The following is a 14752-nucleotide window of genomic DNA, read 5'->3' as shown; positions in this document are numbered from 1 at the left end:
ACGCTAGACACGCGCGGTGAGGCGTCGCCACCCCTTGCGGCGGCGCACGGTCCGCGTAGCGTCGGCACCATGACCGACACCGACATCACTCCCGCCGACTCCGACGACCGCGAGCAGATCACCGAGATGGTGAAGAGCGCCGGGATCGGGCTCCTCACCACCGTCAATGCCACCGGGCAGCTCGTCAGCCGTCCGCTCAAGGCCCAGGACATCGACTTCGACGGCGAGCTGTGGTTCTTCACGCAGGACCCGTCGCCCAAGGTCGACGACATCCGCGCGAACCCGAGCGTCAACGTCGCGTTCGAGTCGAAGAAGGGCTACCTGTCGGTGGCCGGCTCGGCGACCGTCGTGCACGACCCGGCGAAGGTGGACGAGCTGTGGTCCCCGGCCGTCGCCGGCTGGTTCCCCGACGGCAAGGACGACCCGACCGTCGCGCTGATCCGCGTCGAGGCCGAGACCGTCGAGCTGTGGGCGACCGACGAGCCGCGTCCGGTGGTGCTGTTCAAGGTCCTCAAGGCCGCCGTCACCGGCGGACAGCCCGACATCGGCGAGAACCGCACCGTCTCCTTCGAGTGATCCCTCCCCCCGGGGCGCCGCCGGGGCGCGGCGCCTCGCGGGGAAAGGCGTCAGGCGCCGCCGAAGCGCTCGGTGCGGACGCGCTCGGGCGCGTGGCCCTGCTCGACCAGGGCGGTGGCGACGGCCTCGACGAACGAGGTCGGGCCGCACACGTAGACGGTCGGCTCGAGCGGGGCCGGCAGAGCCGCCTCGGCGAGCAGCTCCGGAGTGACGCGGCCGGCCGGACGCGCCGCTCCCGCCGGCGCCACCCGGGTGAAGACGTGGTCCACCGCGACTCCGCCCGTCGCGGCCGGCCGCTCGGCGAGCGCCGCCAGCTCCTCGCGGTAGTAGGCGAAGACGGGCGAGCGGACCGAGTAGAGCAGCTCCATCCGCGCCCCGCTCCCGGACCGGGCGTGCTCGCGCGCCATCGCCATCAGCGGCACCACGCCGCTCCCGCCCGCGATCAGCTGCACCGGCTCCGCCTGCTCGGGGCGCCAGACGAACCAGCCGCCGATCGGACCGCGGATCTCGAGCCGGTCGCCCGCTTCGAGTCCGTCGACCAGGTACGGGGAGACCTCCCCGTCGTCCAGCCTCTCGACCGCGAGCTCGACCCGCTCCCCGTCGGCCGGGGCGCCGATCGAGTAGGAGCGGCTCGCCTGGTAGCCGTCGGGCGCGGTGAGGCGCACGTCGAGGTGCTGCCCCGCCAGGTGGCCCGGCCACCCGGGCACGCGGAGCACCAGGAGGCGCGACGTGGGCGTGAGCGGCGCGACCGACTCGGCCACCGCCTCCGTCCACATCACCAGTAGCGCTCCTCTTTCCAGGGGTCCCCGTGCATGTGGTAGCCGTTCTGCTCCCAGAAGCCGGGCTCGTCGCCGGGCATCAGGCGGAGCGTCCGGACCCACTTCGCGCTCTTCCAGAAGTAGAGGTGCGGCACCAGGAGCCGGGCGGGGCCGCCGTGCTCGGCCGCGAGGGGCTTCCCCTCGAACTCGGTGACGACCCAGGCCCTCCCGCCGCGGATCTCGGCGAGCGGGAGGTTCGTCGTGTAGCCGCCGAAGCTCTGCGCCATGACGAAGCCGGCGTCCGTCTCCAGGCCCTCCAGCAGCGTGTCGACCGAGACGCCGCGCCAGCTGGTGCCGAGCTTCGACCACCGGGTCACGCAGTGGATGTCGGTGTGCACGTCCTCGTGCGGGAGCGCGTCGAACTCCTCCCGGTTCCAGCGGCGGACGCCCGCGGGACCGCCGTCGATGGAGAAGGCCCACTCGTGGATGTTCGGGGTGGGCCCGATCGAGAGGACGGGGAAGCCGTTCTCGAGGTGCTGGCCCGGCGGGAGGTCCGGGTCCGCCTCCCTCTTGCCGAAGAAGCCCCGCGTGATGATGCCCATGTCCGCCCTCGTCGTCCTCGGGGCCTGGCCCCGGATCGCTGGAAACCGCTCGTCGCGCTCACGCTACCGCTCGGCGCTACCGCATGCGGGCCCGCCGGGCGAGCCCGGGACCGTGTCGGACGTCGGTGCCAGGATCGGGGCATGAGACGAACCGTCGTGCCGCCGTACCTCCTCGTCCGCATCGCCCGCCTCGACGATCCGGCCTTCGCCCGGGCCGCGCGGGCCGCGAGCCGCTCGCTCGAGCAGGACGTGCCGTTCCGGCGCGTCCGGCCCGGAGAGCCCGCGCCCGACCGCGGGGCGCCGACCGCCGCCGCGACGTCCTCGCCGCGCACCCGCGTGCAGTCCCTCCAGCGCACCATCGCGGACGCGCGGACCGAGGAGACGCTGCCCGGCACGGTCGTCCGCCGCGAGGGCGAGGCTGCCACGGGGGACGCGGCCGTTGACGAGGCGTACGACGGCCTCGGCGCGATGTCGGCCTTCCTGCAGGGTGCGTACGGCCGCGACTCGATCGACGACGCCTGGCTTCCGCTCGACGCGACCGTGCACTTCGGCGACGACTATGACAACGCCTTCTGGGACGGCTCGCGGATGGTCTTCGGCGACGGGGACGGCCAGGTGTTCCGCCGCTTCACCGTCTCGCAGAGCGTGATCGGCCACGAGCTCGCCCACGGCATCACCGAGTACACGGCGAACCTCGTCTACCGCGGCCAGTCCGGAGCGCTCAACGAGTCGGTCTCGGACGTGTTCGGAGCCCTGCTGGAGCAGTACGGCGCGGGCCAGAGCGCAGATGAGGCGAGCTGGCTGATCGGCGAGGGGCTCTTCACCGACGAGGTGCAGGGCACGGCCCTGCGGTCGATGATCGCCCCCGGCACCGCCTACGACGACGACGTCCTCGGCTCCGACCCGCAGCCGGGCTCGATGGCCGACTACGTCGAGACCGACGACGACAACGGCGGAGTGCACATCAACTCGGGGATCCCCAACCGCGCGTTCGCCGTGGCGGCGACGACCCTCGGCGGGAAGGCGTGGGAGCGCGCTGGGCAGGTCTGGTACGACGTGCTGACCGGGGGCGTCCTCACCGCGACGGCCGACTTCGAGGCGTTCGCGGCGCTCACCGTGCGGGCCGCCGCCGAGCGCTACGGATCCGGCTCCGAGGTCGAGGCCGCCGTGCGCACCGGCTGGACGACGGTCGGCGTGACGCTGTCCGCCTGAGCCGGTCCGATCGAGGGCGGAGGCGGGTAGCATCGCGCGCATGGACGTCATCGTGTCGCGCAGCGGCGGATTCGCCGGCCTCCGCCGGGTGTGGCGGGTCGACGTCGAGCAGCAGCCCGACGAGGGCGCGTGGCGCGACCTGCTCGGCTCGCTCCCCTGGGACGCCGCCGACGGCGAGTCCCCCGGCCGGGCCGACCGCTTCGTCTACGAGATCCGCGTGCAGACGCGCCACGTCCGCCTCGGCGAGACCGAGCTCGACGGAGCCTGGCGCGAGCTGGTCGACCGCGTGAAGAAGGCGCAGCCCCGTTAGGAGCTGCGCCTTCTTCACGTGCTCGGAGCTACTTGGTGCCGAGCAGGTCGATCACGAAGATCAGGGTCTTGCCGGAGAGCGGGTGCCCTCCACCGGCCGGGCCGTACGCCAGCGCGGGCGGGCAGATCAGCTTGCGGCGGCCGCCGACCTTCATCCCCGGGATGCCCTGCTGCCAGGCGCGGATGAGGTTGTTGAGGGGGAAGTTGATCGACTGGTCGCGGCTCCAGGAGGAGTCGAACTCCTCGCCGCTGTCGTACTCGACGCCGAGGTAGTGGACCTCGACGGTCGAGCCGGGCTGCGCCTCGGCGCCGTCGCCGACGACGATGTCCTCGACGACGAGGGTGTCGGGGGCCGGGCCCTCAGGGGCGTCGACCTCGGGCTTGGTCAGGTTCTCGCTGCTCATGCCTCGATCCTACGGCGCTCGCGAGCGGAGTCTGGGAGCGGGCTGCGAGCACTCACTCCACGAGCGTGAGGCGCTGCGTCGGCCGGGTCATCGCGACGTAGAGCGATGCGGCGCCGCGCTCGCCGGTCTGCGCGATGAGGCGAGGCCGGGCGATGATCACGGAGTCGAACTCGAGCCCCTTGGCGTCGTTCGTCGACAGCACGGCGATCGCGCGGTCGAGCCCGGTCGCTCCGCGGCCCACTTCCCGGCCGAACCGCTCCTCGAGGCGCTCGGCGATCGCGGCGAGGTCGACGTCGGGCGCGATGACCGCCAGCGTCCCCTCCGCCTCGATCGCCCGGTCCTCGACGACGGCCCCCAGCACCCGCTCGGCGAGGCTCGCATCGCCGCGGTCGCGGATCGTCCGCACCGGCCACTCGGTGGAGCGCACGGCCTCCCCCGGCGTGATCTCCAGCCCGTTCTCGCGCGCCGTCCGCTCGGCGAAGGCGACGATCTGCGCGGGCGTGCGGTAGTTGACCGTCAGTTCCTCCAGGCGCCACGGCGCCGCCTCCACTCCCCGGCCCTGGCGGCCGAAGGTGTCGCGGAGCGCGGCGTCCCAGCTCGAGGCGGCGGAGGCGCCGGACGCCTGCGCGACGTCGCCCACGATCGTGAACGAGCGCATCGGGCAGCGGCGCAGCAGCACCCGCCACTGCATCGGCGAGAGCTCCTGCGCCTCGTCGACCACGACGTGCCCGTAGGTCCAGGTGCGGTCGGCCGCGGCCCGCTCGGCGGTGGTGCCGAGCACAGAGCGCTCGGCGAAGCCGGCCGCGAGGTCCTTGGCGTTGACGAGGCCGTCGACGCCCATGTTGCGGATGGCGGCCTCCGCGTTCTCGACGTCGCGCTTGCGCTGCTCCTTCTCGGCCTTCTTCGAGGCGTCGGCGAGGTCGTCGTAGGCGCCGAGCAGCTCCGCGGCCTCGTCGAGCAGCGGCACGTCGGAGACCGTGAACGGAGCGTCGCGGTCGCGGCGGAGGAGGGAGCGCTGCGCGGCGGTCCAGCGCGGCGTGAGGGTCGCGAACCAGTTCGGACGGGCGTAGAGGTCCTGCAGCAGCTTCTCGGGGGTCAGCGGGATCCACGCGGTGTTGAGAGCGACGCGGACGTCGTGGGCGGTCCGCACGTCCTCGCGCAGCACCGCCTCGTCGGCCTCGTCGACCGTGCTGCCGTGGCTCCGCAGCTGATCGGCGAGCTGGCGGGTGAGCTGCGAGAGCAGCGTCTTGACGAAGGAGACGCGCGCCTCGTTGTGCGGCTTGCGGGTGTCGCGCGCGCGGGTGATCGCGCGCTCCACGTCCTGCGGCTCCAGACGGAGCTTCTCGCCGTTGACGTCGAGCACCTGGGTCTCGGCCGGGACGGTCTGGCGGGAGCGGACCGCGCGCTTGAGCAGCTCCGCCATGCGCGCCGAGCCCTTCACGCGGGCGACCGCGGGCACGTCCTCCTCGACGAGGTCGAGGCCCGGGTAGAGCTGGCCGAGCGTCGAGAGGACGACACCCGTCTCGCCGAGCGAGGGCAGCACCGCCTCGATGTAGCGGAGGAAGGAGCGTGAGGGGCCGACCACGAGCACGCCGGAGGAGGCGATGCGGTCGCGGTAGGAGTAGAGGAGGTAGGCGGCCCGGTGCAGGGCGACCGCGGTCTTGCCGGTGCCCGGCCCGCCCTGCACGACGAGCACGCCGCGCAGCTCGGACCGGATGATGCGGTCCTGCTCGCTCTGGATGGTCGCGACGATGTCGTGCATCCGGCCGGTGCGCTGCGCGCCGAGGGCCGCCATGAGCGCGCCCTCGCCCTGCAGCACTGTGCCCTCGCGCAGCAGCTCCTCGTCGAAGACCTCGTCCTCGAAGCGGAGGACTTCGCGGCCCCGAGTGGTGAGGTGGCGCCGGGCGCGCGTCCCCATCGGCCGGGCGGCGGTGGCCTGGTAGAACGCGGCCGACTGCGGGGCGCGCCAGTCGAGCAGCAGCGTGTCCTGCTCCTCGTCGCGCAGGCCGATCCGGCCGATGTAGCGGTGCTCGGCGTCGGCGTCCGCGAGCGTCAGCCGGCCGAAGGCGAGCCGGTCGTCGGCGCCGGTGAGCGAGCGGATGCGGTCCTCGTAGAGCCGCGCGTACGCGTCGCGCTCGGAGCGGCTCTGGTGGTTGCCGCCGACGCTCTCGATGCGGACGGTGTCCAGAGCCTCGCGGGCCTGGGCGATCAGCTCGTCGAGGCGGGCGTAGAGCGCCGCCACGTAGTCGCGCTCCCGAGAGAGCTCGGTGGCCTGCACAGTGCTGCCGTCCGTCATCGTCCGCCTTCCGAGGTTCCGCCGCCGCGGGCCGGGAGGCGCGGGATGCGCTCCGGGGGCCGCGGGAAAAGAGGCGGTCCAGTCTACCGAGCGATCCGAAGCGGCCCGTGCCGACAGCGGGATCCGGATGCCTCTTGCGCTCGGCGCCGCGGAGGAGCATCCTCTCTCTCACGAAGAGCTCGACGCCCCGTCCGAGCAGCCGGCCCTGCCGCTGCCGCAGGGCGTCGAGCTCTTTCTCGCGGGTGTCCGTCCTCCGTCCGGTCATCGACCGGGAAGAGAACCGGACGGCCCCGCGTTGCACGCCCCATGGCCACTCCGAGCAGCAGCGTCACCGCCCCCTCCCGCGCCTCGATCGACCTCACGGAGTCGGCACGCGCCGGCTGGGAGTCGTGGCTCGCCCGACGCGTCGAGCGCGTCACCGGACCCCGGGGCGATCTCGCCCTCGTCGAGACGCGCTGGCTCGAGCCCGGCGAGAGCGTCGACGACGAGCAGGCGCTGGCCGGCTACGGCCCCTCGGCGACCCTGACGCGGATGCGCCGCGAGAACCTCGACACCGGCGAGCCCGAGTACGGCTACCGCGTCTGGGACGCGGCCTCCGACGGCATCCGCTCCTTCGACGCCATCGAGACCTTCCCGTTCGACGCCGCCTGGGTGCTCGAGGCGTGGTTCGAGCCGGTCGCCGAGGACCGCACGGTCCCGTTCGAGCACCTGCGCGACAACGGCGCCACCCGCGAGCTCGTCGTGCCCGGCGACATCACCTTCTCGCTCGTGGACGACGGGCGCGCCCGCGAGTACACGGTCGCGGCGTTCGACGACGGCGGCACGCTCCTCGTCCCGTTCGGCGATCCGACCAACCGCAGCGACGACCCGGAGCTCGCGAGCTACCCCGTCGGCCGCTTCCTCGTCGTGCAGCGGATCGGCGGCGCGGCCGACGCGGGCACCCCCGGTCCGGTGCTCCTGGACTTCAACCGGGCCTACATCCCGCCGTGCGGCTTCTCGCCCCACTACAACTGCCCGCTGCCGCCCGCGCAGAACCGGCTCGGCGTGCCCGTGACGGCCGGCGAGCGCCGCGTGCGCAGCGCCTCCGCCTAGCGCGCCGGGGCTGAGCGGGGGCGGCCCCGGCTCAGCGGGTGAGCACCGCCCGGCGGGCGACGAGCTCGTCGAGCAGGACCTGCTCGTCGACCGCTCCGGTGCGTCCGCCGCGGCCGAGCAGGAGGTGCTGCCGGTGGTGCGCGAGCCGCGTCGCCGAGCGGAGGAAGTCCCGCATCGCCCGCGGCCGGTCCCCTCCCGCGCTCCGGGCCCAGCGGGCGGCGGTGCGGCGCCCCTCCGCGGTGCCGATCATCCGCACCTCGGCCGGCGAGAGCCAGCCGGCGACGGCGTAGTCGTCGAGCCGCTGGAGCGTCACGCGCCGCTCCTGCCGGCGCAGCAGCACCACCACGACCACGGCGACCGCGAACAGCGGCACCTGGACCACGCCGTAGAAGCCGAACCAGTCGGACACCAGGAACGACGAGCCGTTCCAGAGCGCGTGCAGGAACGCGGCGAGCGCCAGCCCGAGCAGGGCGATGGGCAGCCGCGCGACGGCGGGCCGGTTCGAGGCGAAGCCGAGGGCCGCGCCCGTGCAGGCGGTGAAGAGCACGTGCGCGAAGGGCGAGAGCACCCCGCGGAGGAAGAAGGTCACGGCGAGCGAGCCGAGACCGCCCTCCACCAGCGCGCTGCCGAAGTAGAGGATGTTCTCGACGAAGGCGAACCCGGAGGCGACGACGGCCGCGTAGACGATGCCGTCGACGGGCCCGTCGAAGGTCCGGCGCCAGATCAGCAGGACGAGGAGGACGCCGATCCCCTTGGCCGTCTCCTCGACCAGCGGCGCCTGGATCACGGCGCCGACGAAGTCGGATCCGCTCGGCTGCTGCCCGGACGCGTAGACGGCGATCTGCACGCCGAGGTCGACCAGGAGCGCGATCGCGACGGACCCGGCCGCGCCCCAGAGGAACGCGAACCACAGGCCCAGCGCTGGCTCCGGCTCCCACCGGTCGACCCAGCGGACGCCCAGCAGAACCACGGTCAGCGGGACGAGGGCGATGACCGCGCAGATCCCCGCGGCGCTGACGCCGAGTCCGAGAACCACGTAGGCGAGCACGAGCAGCAGCAGGATCCCGAGGAGCGCCACGCCGATCGAGCCGAGCACGGTCGGCACGACGGAGGGGCGGGCGGTGGCGGGCGGTGCGGGCGGCGGATAGGCGCTCATGGGGCCGACAGTAGGGCACGGGCGGGGTGCGCTGTCGGCGGTTGACACGCGCCGGGCGCGTGGAGGAGGGCCGGGGTGCGGACGCCCGTGTCCGATTCCCGCTCCTGCTCGACGTCGCCGCGTGCGAGGCTCGAGGCGTGCCCGACTCCGATCCGCTCTTCGAGGAGCGCTACCGCGCCGTCGCCTCCCGCGACTCCCGGTTCGACGGGCGGTTCCTGACCGGCGTGCACTCCACCGGCATCTACTGCCGTCCGAGCTGCCCCGCCATCACGCCGCGGCGCGCGAACGTGCGCTTCTACCCGACGGCCGCCGCCGCGCACGAGGCGGGGCTCCGCGCCTGCAAGCGCTGCCTGCCGGACGCTGTCCCCGGCTCCCCCGAGTGGAACCTGCGCGACGACACGGCGGCGCGCGCCATGCGTTTGATCGCCGACGGAGTGGTCGACCGCGAGGGGGTCGAGGGGCTGGCCGCCCGGCTCGGCTACGGCGCGCGCCACCTCGGCCGCATCCTGCGCGAGGAGCTGGGCGCGCCTCCGCTGGCCCTCGCTCGCGCCCAGCGCGCCCAGACCGCCCGGCTCCTGCTCACGAGCACCGACCTGCCCGTGTCCGACGTCGCCTTCGCCGCCGGCTTCACGAGCATCCGGCAGTTCAATGCGACCCTGGCGGAGGTGTACGAGCGGACCCCGACGGCCCTGCGCGCCTCGGCCCGCGGCACGCGCTCCGAGGCGAGCGTCCACGACGGCGCGACCACGCTGGAGCTCCGGCTGGCAGTGCGGGCTCCGTTCGATCCCGGGGTGCTCGACGTGCTCGGCGGCACCGCGCTCCCGGGCATCGAGGAGGCGTCCCCCGGCGGCTACGCGCGCTCGCTCGTCCTGCCCGGGGGCGCGGCGCTGATCCGGCTGGCGGCGGACGGGGAGAGCGTCCGCTGCAGCGCGACGCTCGTCTCCGTCGCCGACGTCGGGCCGCTGGTCGCCCGGGTGAGGCGGCTGCTCGACCTGGACGCGGACGCCCGCGCCGTGGACGAGGCCCTCGCGGCCGATCCCGCACTCGCTCCGAGCGTCGCCGCCCGCCCCGGTGTCCGCGTGCCCGGCTCCGTCGACCCGGCCGAGACGCTGGTGCGCGCGCTGCTCGGCCGGCGGGAGGCCGCACGGCTGGTCGCGGCGCTCGGCGCGACGCTCCCGGAGTCCGTGGCGAGCGGATCGATCGCACGCGCCTTCCCCTCCCCCGCGGTGATCGCCGAGCACGCCGCCGACGTGCTCCGCGGATCCGCCGACGTGCTGGTGCGGACCTGCACGCTGCTCGCCGAGGGAGCCCTGCGGCTCGACGCCGACCGGGAGGAGCTCGCCGAGCAGCTGCTGGCGGTCCCCGGGATCGACGCGGCCACGGCGGCCGAGGTGGCACAGCGGGCGACCGGAGATCCCGACGTCCTGCTCACAGGGGATCCCGTGCTCCGGCGGGGCGCGGCGGCGCGCGGCCTGCCCGCCGGCGAGCGCGGGCTGGCCGAGGCCGGGCGCCGCTGGGCGCCCTGGCGCAGCTACGCCGGGGCGCGCCTCGCGGCCGCGGTCACGCCTCCGGCGCGGGGTCGATGATCGGGAGCGCCGCGGTCATCGCCTCGATGCCCGAGAGCCGCGCCGGCGAGATCAGCCGCATGACCTCCTCGCGGGACATCAGCCCCGCCTCGACCACCAGGTCGGCGATGTTGCGGCCGGTCGCGAGGGCGGCCTTCGCGAGGGCGGCGGACGCGGTGTAGCCGATGCTCGGCGTGAGCGCCGTCACGACCCCGACCGAGGAGGCGACCATGGCCTCGAGCCGGTCGACGTTCGCGGTGATGCCGTCGATGCAGTTCTCGCGGAGCGTCCTGCAGGCCTGCGTCATCCAGGTGATGCTCTGCAGCAGCGAGTGCGCGATCACCGGCTCGAAGGCGTTGAGCTGGAGCTGACCCGCCTCGGCCGCCATCGTGACCGTGACGTCGGCCCCGGCCACCGAGTAGGCGACCTGGTTGACCACCTCGGGGATGACCGGGTTCACCTTGCCGGGCATGATGCTGGATCCCGCCTGGCGCGGAGGCAGGTTGATCTCACCGAAGCCGGCCTGCGGGCCCGAGGAGAGGAGCCTCAGGTCGTTGCAGATCTTGGACAGCTTGATCGCGGAGCGCTTGAGCGCGCTCGAGAACGACATGAAGACGCCGGTGTCGCTCGTCGCCTCGACGAGGTCCTGCGCCATCTCGAGGTCGAGGTCGGTGATCTCGTTGAGGTGGCGGACCGCGGCTGCGCCGTAGCGCGGATCGGCGGTGATGCCGGTGCCGATCGCGGTGGCTCCGATGTTGACCTCGGCGAGCAGCCAGATGGTCTCGGAGAGACGGGCGTGGTCCTCGCCGAGGGTCGTCGCGAAGCCGTGGAACTCCTGGCCGAGCGTCATCGGCACCGCGTCCTGCAGCTGCGTGCGGCCGACCTTCAGGACGCTGCCGAACTCGACCGCCTTGCGGGAGAACGACTCGCGCAGCAGCGCCAGCTCGTCGAGCAGGCGGCGCAGCGACCAGGTCATCGCGATCTTGATCGCGGTCGGGTAGACGTCGTTGGTGGACTGGCTGCGGTTGACGTCGTCGAGGGGGTGCAGGTGCGCGTAGTCGCCCCGCTCGAAGCCGCCGATCTCGAGTGCGACGTTGGCGACGACCTCGTTCGCGTTCATGTTCGTCGAGGTGCCGGCGCCGCCCTGGATCACCCCGACCACGAACTGGTCGTGGAACTCGCCGTCGATGATGCGGCGGCACGCGGCCTCGATCAGCTCGGCCTTGGCGGGGGCGAGAGTGCCGAGCTCGGTGTTGGCCCGGGCGGCCGCGAGCTTGACCGTCGCGAGGGACCGGACGAGATCGGGGTAGATCGAGATGGGGCGCTTCGAGATCGGGAAGTTGTCGAGGGCCCGCGCCGTGTGGATGCCCCAGTAGGCCTCGGCGGGGATCTCCATCGAGCCGAGGGAGTCGCTCTCGGTGCGCGTGGCGGGGGTCTCGGTGTCGTCCAGGGCTCTGCCTTCCGGGTCGCGGTCGGGGAGGGTGCTCGGTGCGAGGGTCACGTCCAGCTCCGTTGCTGTCGTCGTGCGGCCCCGGAGGGTGCAGGGGGCTCGCGAACTGCGCGGCCAGCCTATCGCCGGGGCACGGGGCGGCGGCGGACGCGGGCGCGGAGCGTCCGCTCGGCGGGCGCGGAACGACCGCGCCTCCCGCCGCCGGAGCGGACAGGAGGCGCGGGACGCGGGAAGCGGCGGATCAGCGGTAGTCGCTGCCGGACGCGAGGGCCGCGAGCGGCACGAGCACGACCACGACGAGCACGGCGATCGCGAAGAGCAGGACGAGGCCGAGCATGACGGAGTTGAGCACGATGCCCCAGATCGAGAGCGTGCGGCCGGTCGGCTCCCTCCGCAGGCCCAGGATGCCGAAGACGAGGCCCGCGGCCGGAGCGATCACGGTCAGTCCGAAGAAGACGGAGGTGACGCCGAGGATCAGGCTGGTGAGCGAGAACGGGGTCGAGGGCGCCGGGGCGAGCGCCGCGGGCGGGACGGCGGGGGTGCCGTAGGGGGCGCGGGCCTGCTGCGAGGAGGCGGGCTCCTCGGCGGCGGGGCGCTCCCCGGCGGACGGCCGCTCCTCGGTGAGGACGGCGGTCGCGCCCAGGTCCACGGTCGGCTGCTCGTCGGCGGGGGTGGAGAGGCGGGCGGTGCGGTCGTCGGTGGTCACGGTGTGCTCCTTCTCGGGTGCCGGTCGCCCGGCGGGATGCGGTGCCGCCGGGCGGGCCGGCGGTGCTGCCGGTGTGCTCCGGCGATGCCTCCACGCTACGGACGCGCCCGGACCCGCCCCATCCGGGGAACCCCCGGAACTCGGGGGCGATCCCCCGCCTCGACGCGGGGGCGGGTGCGAGACTGGTCCCGGCGCGAGGAGGCGGCGATGGACGACGACGAGCTGCGGCACCGCACCCGGGACCGCAAGGGCGCCCGGGCCGTCTGGTTCGCCGGGCTCTCGGCGCTCGCCGGCTTCGTGGTGATCTCCCCTGTGATCTCCCTCACGGCGACCGTGATGGTGTGGGGGTCGCGGCGGCGGATCGGCACCCTCAGCGACCGGAACGGCCTGGTCGCCGTCAACTGGCAGCTCACCTACCTCGCACTCCAGCTGATGCTGGTCCCGCTGCACCTCGCGCTGGTGTCGGTGCGCGACTCGCTCGGCGCCGACTGGCCGCTCGCGACGATCTCGGCGATCCTCGCGCTGGCCGTGCTCAACCTCGTGCTGTGCGTCGTCCTCGGGATCCGGTCCGGCCGGGGACGCACCGTGCGCCTCTGGATCGCCGTGCCCTTCGCCCGCTCCACCCGTCCGCCGCGCTGACCGTTCGGGGACACCGGGCACGGCGGCTCTCCGCTCCTGGGACTCCGCCCGGCGTGTCCGCGGCGCGGTGCCCCCTCGACCCCGCGGCGGCGGGCAGGGTGGTGGAGTGATCGCCTTCCCTCCGCCCGTGTACGTCGTGGCCGACGACGGAGTGCGGCTGGCCACCTACTCCGTCGGCGAGGAGAGCGCCCCGACCGTCCTCGCCGTGCACGGCTTCGCCTCCCACGCCGTGCTCAACTGGGAGACGTCGGGCTGGCTGCGGACGCTGCACCGGGCCGGGTACCGCGTCGTGGCGCTCGACCAGCGCGGGCACGGCGCGAGCGAGAAGCCGCACCACTCCGACTCCTACAGCGTGGACGCCATGGTGGCCGACCTGGTGCGGGTGCTCGACTCCTACGACCTCGAGGCACCCCACGTGCTCGGCTACTCCCTCGGCGCCCGGATGAGCTGGGTGCTGGGACTCGAGCACCCGGAGCGGCTCGCATCGCTGAGCCTCGGCGGGCTGACGGTGGGCGAGCCCCTCCGCTCCTTCGACGCGGAGGCGGCCCGGGCCCGCGTCGCCTCCGGCGGCGAGATCGACGACAGCTTCACCCGCGCCTTCATCGGCATGGCGGAGGGCGTGCAGGGCAACGACCTCGCAGCGCTGGTGGCGGTGGCCGACGGCGTCCGTGGCGGGGCGCACCCGGAGCACGGGCGGTACCCCGGCCTGCCGACGCTGCTCGTGACCGGCGGCGCGGATCCGATCGCTCCCGGCGGTGAGCTGCTGGCGGCGGAGGCGGGGGCGCGGCTCGTGAGCGTCCCCGGCCGCGACCACACCAGCACCGTGCCCGCGCGGGGCTTCAAGGACGCGGTGCTGGCGTTCCTGGCGGAGCAGCGCTGAGCCGGCCCCGCGCCGGACGGGAGCACCGCGAGCGCCGAGGCCCGCGGCGTAGCATCCCCCTCATGCAGGCGATCCGCATCGAGAACCCCGGCCCCGACTCCCGACTCGTGCTGGAGGAGGTGCCGACACCCTCCCCCGGACCCGGCGAGGTCCTCGTCCGCGTGGCGGCCGCCGGCGTCAACCGCGCCGACCTCGGCCAGCGCGGCGGGGTCTACCCGCCGCCGCCCGGCGCCTCCGAGATCCTCGGCATGGAGGTGTCCGGCACGGTCGTCGCGCTCGGCGAGGACGCGACCGGGTTCGCGGAGGGCGACGAGGTCTGCGCGCTGCTCTCCGGCGGCGGCTACGCGGAGTACGTCGCGGTCGACGCGGGCCTGGTGCTGCCGGTGCCGGACGGCGTCGGCCTCGTCTCGGCCGCCGCCCTCCCGGAGACGACGTCCACCGTCTGGTCGAACCTCGTGATGGTGGCCGGGCTCGGATCCGGCGACACCGTCCTCCTCCACGGCGGCGGGAGCGGGATCGGGACCACGGGCATCCAGATCGCCGCCGCCCTCGGCGCCCGCGTCGCCGTCACGGCCGGCAGCGCCCGCAAGCTCGAGGCGTGCCGCGCGCTCGGCGCCGACGTCCTGATCGACTACCGCGAGGAGGACTTCGTCGAGCGGATCCGCGAGGCGACCGGCGGGCGCGGCGTCGACGTGATCCTCGACCCCGTCGGCGGCGACTACCTGGCCCGCGACCTGGAGGCGCTGGCCGTGGGCGGGCGCGTGGTGTTCATCGGCAACCAGTCCGGCGCGCTGGGCTCGCTCGACCTCGGGGTGCTGATGCGCAAGCGCGGGGCGGTGCACGCCACGACCCTCCGCGCCCGGCCCCTGGAGGAGCGGCGCGCGATCGTCGCGCGGGTGCGCGCGGAGGTCTGGCCGCTGGTCGCCGCCGGAACGGTGCGACCGGTGGTGGACGAGGTGGTCCCGCTCGCCGAGGCCGAGCGGGCGCACGACGTGATGCGCTCCTCCGGCCACATCGGCAAGCTGCTGCTCACCCCGTGACGCCCCGCACCGGAGGAGGCCCCCGCCGCCCGCGGTGAGCGGGAGCGGGGGCCTCCTCCGGTGATGC

The 14752-nt window shown here is 74.3% G+C and carries 15 protein-coding genes; 8 read left to right on the top strand and 7 right to left on the bottom strand.

Going from position 1 to position 14752, the window contains the following annotated elements; genetic code table 11:
* The first annotated feature begins 69 nt into the window (after positions 1-69).
* Positions 70-576, top strand: coding sequence for a pyridoxamine 5'-phosphate oxidase family protein (locus C5D66_RS05005; RefSeq protein ID WP_104224818.1), 507 nt, complete (start codon positions 70-72; stop codon positions 574-576).
* A 50-nt stretch (positions 577-626) separates the two neighbouring features.
* Here the strand turns inward: C5D66_RS05005 and C5D66_RS05000 are convergent, their stop codons facing one another.
* Together C5D66_RS05000 and C5D66_RS04995 are read right to left on the bottom strand one after the other, a co-directional pair.
* Positions 627-1352, bottom strand: coding sequence for a ferredoxin reductase (locus C5D66_RS05000; RefSeq protein WP_104274066.1), 726 nt, complete (start codon positions 1350-1352; stop codon positions 627-629).
* Positions 1352-1936 (bottom strand): molybdopterin-dependent oxidoreductase, encoded by a 585-nt coding sequence (locus tag C5D66_RS04995; protein WP_104224820.1) that lies wholly within the window; start codon positions 1934-1936, stop codon positions 1352-1354. Before C5D66_RS04995 ends, C5D66_RS05000 begins: the two co-directional genes overlap by 1 nt.
* Before the next feature lie 141 nt (positions 1937-2077).
* Here C5D66_RS04995 and C5D66_RS04990 point away from each other — a divergent pair, with 141 nt between their 5' ends.
* Both C5D66_RS04990 and C5D66_RS04985 read left to right on the top strand, forming a co-directional pair.
* The gene (locus C5D66_RS04990) at positions 2078-3148 is read left to right on the top strand and encodes a M4 family metallopeptidase (RefSeq protein ID WP_104260613.1); all 1071 of its coding nucleotides are present in this window, start codon (positions 2078-2080) and stop codon (positions 3146-3148) included.
* 40 nt (positions 3149-3188) lie between these two features.
* Entirely contained in the window at positions 3189-3458 is a 270-nt protein-coding gene (locus C5D66_RS04985; protein WP_104274067.1) for a protealysin inhibitor emfourin, read from the top strand.
* Positions 3459-3486: 28 nt separating this feature from the next.
* Here C5D66_RS04985 and C5D66_RS04980 read toward each other — a convergent pair whose 3' ends face one another.
* Entirely contained in the window at positions 3487-3861 is a 375-nt protein-coding gene (locus C5D66_RS04980; RefSeq protein WP_104267071.1) for an FKBP-type peptidyl-prolyl cis-trans isomerase, read from the bottom strand.
* A gap of 52 nt (positions 3862-3913) precedes the next feature.
* A complete protein-coding gene (locus C5D66_RS04975) occupies positions 3914-6157 on the bottom strand; it encodes a UvrD-helicase domain-containing protein (protein ID WP_104255553.1) in 2244 nt (747 codons plus the stop codon).
* A 306-nt stretch (positions 6158-6463) separates the two neighbouring features.
* Here C5D66_RS04975 and C5D66_RS04970 point away from each other — a divergent pair, with 306 nt between their 5' ends.
* Positions 6464-7249, top strand: coding sequence for a DUF1684 domain-containing protein (locus C5D66_RS04970; RefSeq protein WP_104233244.1), 786 nt, complete (start codon positions 6464-6466; stop codon positions 7247-7249).
* A gap of 31 nt (positions 7250-7280) precedes the next feature.
* Here the strand turns inward: C5D66_RS04970 and C5D66_RS04965 are convergent, their stop codons facing one another.
* A complete protein-coding gene (locus tag C5D66_RS04965; RefSeq protein WP_104233243.1) occupies positions 7281-8405 on the bottom strand; it encodes a PrsW family intramembrane metalloprotease in 1125 nt (374 codons plus the stop codon).
* A 137-nt stretch (positions 8406-8542) separates the two neighbouring features.
* On the opposite strand from C5D66_RS04965, the gene C5D66_RS04960 reads away from it, so the two are divergent.
* Positions 8543-9991: a DNA-3-methyladenine glycosylase 2 family protein gene (locus C5D66_RS04960; protein ID WP_167299023.1), complete on the top strand. Its 1449-nt coding sequence runs from the start codon at positions 8543-8545 to the stop codon at positions 9989-9991.
* Here the strand turns inward: C5D66_RS04960 and C5D66_RS04955 are convergent.
* Both C5D66_RS04955 and C5D66_RS04950 read right to left on the bottom strand, forming a co-directional pair.
* Positions 9966-11420, bottom strand: a complete 1455-nt coding sequence (locus C5D66_RS04955; protein WP_258064082.1) for an aspartate ammonia-lyase — start codon at positions 11418-11420, stop codon at positions 9966-9968. The genes C5D66_RS04960 and C5D66_RS04955 overlap by 26 nt on opposite strands.
* A 241-nt stretch (positions 11421-11661) precedes the next feature.
* The gene (locus C5D66_RS04950; protein ID WP_104250160.1) at positions 11662-12126 is read right to left on the bottom strand and encodes a DUF4190 domain-containing protein; all 465 of its coding nucleotides are present in this window, start codon (positions 12124-12126) and stop codon (positions 11662-11664) included.
* A gap of 207 nt (positions 12127-12333) precedes the next feature.
* Between C5D66_RS04950 and C5D66_RS04945 the strand changes: the two genes are divergently transcribed.
* From C5D66_RS04945 to C5D66_RS04935, 3 genes are all read left to right on the top strand, one after another.
* Positions 12334-12765 carry a DUF4870 domain-containing protein gene (locus C5D66_RS04945; protein WP_181065463.1) on the top strand — a complete coding sequence of 144 codons (432 nt, stop codon included), beginning with the start codon at positions 12334-12336 and terminating at the stop codon, positions 12763-12765.
* Positions 12766-12871: 106 nt separating this feature from the next.
* Positions 12872-13645 (top strand): alpha/beta fold hydrolase, encoded by a 774-nt coding sequence (locus C5D66_RS04940; RefSeq protein ID WP_181125760.1) that lies wholly within the window; start codon positions 12872-12874, stop codon positions 13643-13645.
* A gap of 62 nt (positions 13646-13707) precedes the next feature.
* Entirely contained in the window at positions 13708-14685 is a 978-nt protein-coding gene (locus C5D66_RS04935; protein WP_104255551.1) for an NAD(P)H-quinone oxidoreductase, read from the top strand.
* Positions 14686-14752: the final 67 nt, after the last annotated feature.

The sequence above is a fragment of the Rathayibacter sp. AY1B4 genome, from assembly GCF_002932815.1.
Lineage (GTDB): Bacteria > Actinomycetota > Actinomycetes > Actinomycetales > Microbacteriaceae > Rathayibacter.
This window is presented reverse-complemented; position numbering and strand designations above follow the sequence as displayed.